Annotated in this window: 7 protein-coding genes and 1 tRNA gene; 4 read left to right on the forward strand and 4 right to left on the reverse strand. The window is 61.8% G+C overall.

The genetic code is table 11. The features are described from left to right. Window positions 1-149: 149 nt before the first annotated feature. The 3 genes from radC to ABZT49_RS02670 form a co-directional block, all read right to left on the reverse strand. Window positions 150-848 carry a RadC family protein gene (radC, locus tag ABZT49_RS02660; protein WP_355282663.1) on the reverse strand — a complete coding sequence of 233 codons (699 nt, stop codon included), beginning with the start codon at window positions 846-848 and terminating at the stop codon, window positions 150-152. Window positions 849-909: 61 nt separating this feature from the next. Then, window positions 910-1740, reverse strand: a complete 831-nt coding sequence (gene map, locus ABZT49_RS02665) for a type I methionyl aminopeptidase (protein ID WP_355282665.1) — start codon at window positions 1738-1740, stop codon at window positions 910-912. An 88-nt stretch (window positions 1741-1828) separates the two neighbouring features. Then, window positions 1829-2155 (reverse strand): DUF456 family protein, encoded by a 327-nt coding sequence (locus ABZT49_RS02670; RefSeq protein ID WP_355282668.1) that lies wholly within the window; start codon window positions 2153-2155, stop codon window positions 1829-1831. Window positions 2156-2331: 176 nt separating this feature from the next. Here ABZT49_RS02670 and ABZT49_RS02675 point away from each other — a divergent pair, with 176 nt between their 5' ends. The 4 genes from ABZT49_RS02675 to ABZT49_RS02690 all read left to right on the forward strand — a co-directional run bounded on the left by ABZT49_RS02675 (window position 2332) and on the right by ABZT49_RS02690 (window position 5758). Then, window positions 2332-2589, forward strand: coding sequence for a zinc-finger domain-containing protein (locus tag ABZT49_RS02675; protein ID WP_355282670.1), 258 nt, complete (start codon window positions 2332-2334; stop codon window positions 2587-2589). Window positions 2590-2607: 18 nt separating this feature from the next. Then, entirely contained in the window at window positions 2608-3825 is a 1218-nt protein-coding gene (locus ABZT49_RS02680) for an FAD-dependent oxidoreductase (protein ID WP_355282678.1), read from the forward strand. 79 nt (window positions 3826-3904) lie between these two features. Next, window positions 3905-3990: transfer RNA gene (locus tag ABZT49_RS02685), tRNA-Leu, on the forward strand. 397 nt (window positions 3991-4387) lie between these two features. Then, a complete protein-coding gene (locus tag ABZT49_RS02690; RefSeq protein WP_355282673.1) occupies window positions 4388-5758 on the forward strand; it encodes a hypothetical protein in 1371 nt (456 codons plus the stop codon). A 111-nt stretch (window positions 5759-5869) separates the two neighbouring features. On the opposite strand, the gene ABZT49_RS02695 is transcribed toward ABZT49_RS02690, so the two are convergent. Then, window positions 5870-6199 (reverse strand): thiamine phosphate synthase (locus ABZT49_RS02695; RefSeq protein WP_355282676.1); only part of this gene is annotated, 330 nt, incomplete at its 5' end.

Here is a 6199-nt window from a genome sequence, read left to right on the forward strand (position 1 = left end):
GACGGCATCAGAGGCCGGATACATGACTGCTCCTGAACCGACTGGCACAAACCGATGCTCACAAACCCTTGCGAAACGGGGGCCGTCCATACATGACATGGAGAGATGTCGGTCGGCATGCCGGATTGATCAAAGCAACCGATTGGCTGTCAAATCAGCTTCAGCCCGCGAAAACTCGCATGCCCGTCCCGCCCGACAATGATGTGGTCGTGCACCACGATCCCGAGCGGCCCGGCCACCGCGACGATGTCGCGGGTCATCTTGATGTCGGCCTGGGACGGCGTCGGGTCGCCCGAGGGGTGGTTGTGAACCAGGATCAGGGCGGTGGCGGAGAGCTCCAGCGCCCGGCGCACCACCTCGCGGGGATAGACCGGCGTGTGGTCGACGGTGCCGCGGCCCTGCACCTCGTCGGCGATCAGGCGGTTGCGCTTGTCGAGGAACAGCAACCGGAACTCCTCCCGCGGCGCGAACGCCATCGCGGCCCGGCAATAATCGATCACCGCCGCCCAGGACGACAGCAGCGTGCGCTCGGCCACCGCGCCGCGGGCGAGGCGCCGCCCGGCCGCCTCCATGATCTTGAGATCGGTGACGACCGCCGGCCCGATGCCGTCGATCTCGAGCAGCCGCTCCGGCGAGGCGCTGATCACCTCGGCGAAGCTGCCGAAGCGGGCGATCAGCGCCTTCGCGATCGGCTTCACGTCCCGGCGCGGGATGGCGCGGAACAGCACCAGTTCCAGGAACTCGTAATCGGGCAGCGTGTCCCCTTGCGCGAAGCGGGCGCGCAGGCGGTCGCGGTGGCCGTGGTAATGCGGCTCTTCCACCTTCTCGGGAATCTTGCTCTCGGTCACGGAACCGCCGGCCTCCGCGAAACCGGGACGGGTGCGGGGCGTACGGGCCACGGCCGAGCCGTCAGGCGGCCGCGGTGTCGTGCGGCTTGTCCAGCCCCTTGGGCGAGAGGGTGAAGATCTCGACGCCGGTCTCGGTCACCGCTACCGTGTGCTCGAACTGGGCCGAGAGCGAGCGGTCGCGGGTCACCGCGGTCCAGCCGTCGGCCAGCACCTTCACCGCCGGGCGGCCGAGATTGATCATCGGCTCCACGGTGAAGAACTGGCCGGGCTTCAGGGCGACGCTGTAGCTCGGCTCGACGTAGTGCAGGATGGTCGGCGCGTCGTGATAGGTGCGGCCGAGGCCGTGGCCGCAGAAATCGCGCACCACCGAGCAGCGCTCTCCTTCCGCGAAGGCCTGGATCGCCGCGCCGATGTCGTTGGTGGTGCCGCCGGGCTTGATCGCCGCGATGCCGCGCATCATCGCCTCGTGGGTGATGTCGCACAGGCGCGCGGCCTTGCGCGGCACCTCGCCGACATAGGCCATGCGGCTCGAATCGCCGTGCCAGCCGTCGACGATCAGGCAGATGTCGAGGTTGACGATGTCGCCCTCGCGCAAAGGCTTGTCGTTCGGGATGCCGTGGCAGACGACGTGGTTGATCGAGGTGCAGATCGACTTCGGATAGCCGCGGTAATGCAGCGAGGCGGGATAGGCGCCGTGATCCATCGCGAAGGTGTAGGCGAGGCGGTCGAGCGCCTCGGTGGTGACGCCGGGCGCCACCGCCTCCATCAGCAGGTCGAGGGCCTCGGCGGTCAGCCGGCCGGCCTTGCGCATCGCCTCGAAGGCCTCGGGGCCGTGGATCGGCGGCTCCTGCCGGCGGCCGTCCTTGACCGCACTCTGCTCGTCACGACTCATCGGGGGCCCGAAAGATGCGCTGGCGCTAGAAAACTGGATGCCCCGATGTAGGCGTTTCCGGTCTCGAAGCCAAGGACGAAGGGACGCTCTAGCGCGGGTCGACCCAGGCGCGCGGCCGGGCCGGCGCGGCGGCCGGCACCCGCTGAGCCACCCGCGTGACGGGACGCGACTCAGCCGGCCGCGCCGCGTGGTGGCGCCGCACCCGGCGACCGGCCCGGCGGGGGCGCCGACCCGATTCGCCCCAGGCGGCGCCGACGACCCCGCCGACCACCGCGCCGATCGGGCCGGCGACCAGGGCACCCGCCACCGCGCCGGCGCCCGCACCGACCACGGTGCGGCTCTGGGCCTGCGCCGCGGGGGCGCCGAGCACCGTCAGGGCGGCGAGGAGGGCGAGCCTCGGCAGGAAGCGGGTCACGGGCGATCCTCTCGGGTTGTTGCGGGTCCGGCGCCCCGATGTCGCAAGACCGTGACCAAACGGCGGCGGAGGCCTTCGGTCCCGGCCGGCCCCCTAGGCGCGGCGGCCCCGAGGGGCTAGGAGAACCCGATATCCCGAGGGCATCAGGCCCCGCTCAAGGCAGGAACTCTGAGGCGATGGCAGACAAGGCGGTCCCGCACTTCCACAACCAGGACGGCGTTCCGGTCATCGAGGTCGGCTCGAAGGAGTTCATGTGCATCGGCGCGCTGCCGCCGTTCGACCATCCCCACGTCTTCCTCGACATGGGCGCCGACCACGAGATCATCTGCCAGTACTGCTCGACCCTGTATCGCTACAACGCGGCCCTGAAGGCCGGCACGGCGAATCCGGCCTCGAGCGTCTGGGACGACCGCGCCCGCCTCGCCGCCGAGTAAGCCTTGGCCCCCAGCCATCTGCCGGGGAACCGGCCGGTCCCGGACCGGCCGGGCCTGCGCGTCGCGATCGTCGGGGCCGGCATAGGCGGGCTCACGGCGGCGCTCGCCCTGAGCGCCCGCGGGCACGACGTAACCCTCGTGGAGCGCCGCACCGCCTTCAGCGAGGTCGGGGCGGGCCTGCAGCTCTCGCCCAACGCCAGCCGGATCCTCACCGATCTCGGCCTCGGCCTGCCCTTGCGCCGCGTCGCCGGCGAGCCGGCCCGGGTGCGGATCCGCGGGCTGACCACTGCCCGCGACATCGGCGAGATCGCGCTGGGCGAGGCGATGCGCGAGCGCTTCGGTGCGCCCTACTGGGTGGTGCACCGGGCCGACCTCCAGACCATCCTGCTCGAGGCCGCCCGCGGCCGGCCCGGCATCCGCCTGCTGATCGGGCGCGCCGTCACCGCCGTTCAGGAAACCTCAACCCGCGCGACCCTGACCCTCGCCAGCGACGGCGGCCGCAGCGAGACCCTGGAGGTCGACCTCGTGGTGGCGGCGGACGGCGTGCGCTCGGCCCTGCGCACCAGTCTCGACCGGCGCCCCCTGCGCCCCCGCGGCGAGGCCGCCTGGCGCGCCACCCTCCCCCGCGAGGCGGTGCCGCCCGATTTCCTCGCCGACGAGACCGGCCTGTGGCTCGGCCCCGGCCGGCACGTGGTGCATTACCCGATCAATGGCGGGCGCCGGCTCAACCTCGTCGCCGTGGTGCCCGATAAGAGCGGCAGCGAGGATTGGGGCGCAAGCGGCGAGCCCGCCCGCCTGCGCGCCGCCTTCGCCGACGCCGCCCCACCGCTGGCAGGTCTCCTCGCCCGGCCCGAATCCTGGCTGGTCTGGTCCCTGGTCGACCGGCCGGCGGCCCGCCCGATGGCCCGCGGCCGGATCGCGCTCCTGGGCGACGCCGCCCACCCGGTGCTGCCGTTCCTGGCGCAAGGCGCCGCGCTGGCGATCGAGGATTCCGCGGTCCTCGCCGCCTGCCTCGTCCCCGGCCAGCCGGTGTCGGCTGCGCTCGCCCGCTACGCCAAGGCCCGGGCCGAGCGGGTGGCGACCATCCAAGCCCATGCCCGCCGCAACGGCCGCGTCTACCACGCGGGCCCCCTGATCGCCGCCGCCCGCGACGCGGTGATGGGCCGCCTCGGCCCGGTCCAGATGACCGAGCGCTACGCCTGGCTCTACGGCTGGCGCCCGCTCGGGCCGGCATAAGCTTTCTCGCGATCCGACCGCGGGGCCTTGATCTGCGCCCCGCCCCCGGCTAACCCGGATCGGCAGGGCAGCGCCCTTCGCGGACGTGGCGGAATCGGTAGACGCACGAGACTTAAAATCTTGCGACCTCTGGTCGTGCGGGTTCGAGTCCCGCCGTCCGCACCATCAAGATGCCTAAAATCTGTTATATTTTTGACCAGTTTTCTGTGTTGCCAGTCTGTCGATTAGATGTTCTCGGATCGGATCTTGTCGCTTCGTCGCTGACAAATATTATAATTTCGTTAGTTAAAAAATATATCAAATTTATAATGTTTTTTTGATTAAGGTATAGATCGTTATCATATTCATGAAATGTACGATCGCTTTATCAGCTACTATACTTGCATTGATGTCTCGGTTTTTATACCAGGTACTTCGCCTCTCATAGAATTGCACTTTGTTCAAGCTTCCTGTTTCAGAAATCGAGAGAATTCACTGAGAAATTAATCCAAAACAATATGCTGCTGGTTATTTTTCTTCCTGTGTGTATCCTGTCTCAACCTGAAGTCTAGGATGCATGAATATGGAACCGCGTACATCAAGTCTGCCGCTAAAAATTTTCATCAGCCATAAAATGCCAAGCGATACCACGCTAGCATCTGATATCGGGGGAAAGTTAGCGCTTTACGGAGGCACTTTGATCGAAGTAAAACACGCTGGTCTATTTCGGTACGGGGATAAATGGCGTGAAAAAATTCAAGAATATCTCAAAGATGTCGATTGGTTGATATTTTTATACACAGACCAGGATGAGGATTGGGGGTTTTGCTTGTTTGAATGTGGTTTTTTTCGAGCCACAATGGAAAACAATCCAAGCAAGAAACTTATTACTTTGGCGCGGCATCCTCATCAGATAAACGACGCTCTTAAAGAATTTAATGCGGTACCTATGACAGAGGAAGCTGTATTTAAATTGCTGGATGAAATTTATCGTAAAGAACCTTGGAATATATCAAAAAACCTTAATGACGAAGTATTAAAAAATACTTCTAAATCAATCACATCTTATTTTACAGGATTTGAGCGTGTCGAAGCTAATTTTGATATTTCACCTAGTGTTGTCATCGAATTCACCTTTAGCGATATTACTAAACAGGAATTGAAAAATGGAAGGATGCCGGCCGAGACCATAATCGGCGGAGTTAAAGATTGGCAGAAGTTATTTGACCGGGAAATCGACACTGGCTCTTGGCTATGGGCAGATCTCACGTCGGATTGGCCTTTCAAAGATGTATACGAATACTTAATATCAAAAATGATGTATGATGCGATTGAGAAACGCGCGCCTAAAGGCGTCATGCTACGCGGCCTTAACTCTACAGAAGTACATAGGTTGACTCTTAGACGATACGAAAAGCTAGCGGGCAGTAAATATAAATTCTATTTTACAGCGGCACTTCTGGATTTACCGTTTTCGCTGTCCATTCAGCGGGCGAAAGAACAACAAACATTGCTGTATCATCTTGTATCCCTCTCCTGGTATTTCAGAAGACGCGTCGTAGACGAACTTTATAGAAAAATCCTTGAAGAAAAATCGTCGGCCACTCAAAAGAAGGCTAACGTAAAACATATCTATGACGATATCTCCTATGAACTCATGAGTATCGACTCACAGGCAATTATTCGCGGCGTCAGTAGCCCCCTCACGACACGAGAAGCCCTTGGAGATTCGCCAGAAGTAAACTTAATGTTGGACAAATTGGAAGATTGGTATCGACTTAGATCTCAACTCTTTGAAGATATGATGTCAGGATCAGACGGCCTAAATAAAGTATCTGAAACTCTTTATATCATGGCAACTATCAATCTTGAATTCTACAAATTAGCCGCCAAAGCTTACGCTGAAGCTGCTATGCACTTGGACCCACCGCTTCATTATAAAAAAATTACATAATCATTGATTATTACATGCGCCGAAAGCGATGTCAGCTTGTCACCGTCGAGCGAGGCATGAACAATTATCGATCGCGATAACGAAAATAACATATTATATTATTGCGCATTTTTATATATGTATTATGTCGGAGAAGTTTTCGGCACCTACTGCCTTCATTATATATCCCATAACCGCTACTGCATCGGCTCCGGCCCTGTAGCAGGAGTTCGCAGTTTTCGCATCGATGCCGCCGAGGGCTGCAACCGGCATCACCCCCGCCGCCTCGCGCAACACCCCCAACCCCAAAGCCGGCCCATACCCCGGCTTGCTGGCGGTGAGAAAAATCGGGCTCAGGGTCACGTAATCCGCCCCCGCCTCTCGCGCTGCCCGCACGTCGCCAAGCGAATGCGCCGAGACGCCGAGCAGCGCCCCCCGCCCCAGCCGCGCCCGAGCCCCCGC

This window comes from Methylobacterium sp. EM32 (assembly GCF_040593685.1).
Classification (GTDB): Bacteria; Pseudomonadota; Alphaproteobacteria; order Rhizobiales; family Beijerinckiaceae; genus Methylobacterium.